The sequence below is a fragment of the Rahnella sp. P4_A8 genome (genome assembly GCF_056402435.1).
On sequence record NZ_JBFUHK010000384.1, the window covers coordinates 1 to 544 of the forward strand.

At 46.0% G+C, this 544-nt stretch carries 1 protein-coding gene and 1 pseudogene; both read left to right on the forward strand.

Annotated features, from left to right (window positions below; translation table 11 throughout):
* Window positions 1–82: pseudogene (locus tag AC1DUO_RS26135) on the forward strand (hypothetical protein); the annotation flags it as partial.
* A 24-nt stretch (window positions 83–106) separates the two neighbouring features.
* The coding region (locus AC1DUO_RS26140) for a DNA topoisomerase family protein (RefSeq protein WP_477989653.1) at window positions 107–544 on the forward strand (438 nt) is incomplete at its 3' end.

Consider the following 544-nt stretch of genomic DNA (forward strand, 5'->3'; position numbering starts at 1 on the left):
GTTTAATATTCCCGGATATGAAAGAGCGTATCAGCAAATGGAAGAGCTATTATTTGAAGTTAATGAAGGTTATCTGCACTAAGAGATAACAGGTAAAACGTAACATATGACAAAAGCAGCACTTTTTGCTGATAAGCAAAATGGATCCTGTCCAGCATGCGGGGCCGATTTGGTGATCCGTAGTGGTCGCCACGGCCCCTTTCTCAGTTGTTCATCCTACCCGCAATGTCAGTATGTTCGTCCCCTGAAATCACAGGCGGATGGGCATATTGTGAAAATCCTGGAAGGACAGGCATGCCCTAAATGTGACTCTACTTTGGTGCTGCGGCAGGGGCGTTACGGCATGTTTATTGGTTGCAGTCAGTATCCTGAATGCGATCATATTGAAGCTATCGATAAGCCTGAAGAAACTACTCTGGGCTGCCCGCAATGTGGAAAGGGTCATCTGTTACAGCGCAAATCACGTTTTGGCAAAGTATTCCACGCCTGTGATCGTTACCCGGAATGTCAGTTTGCCATCAATAATAAGCCAGTTGCAGGAGAA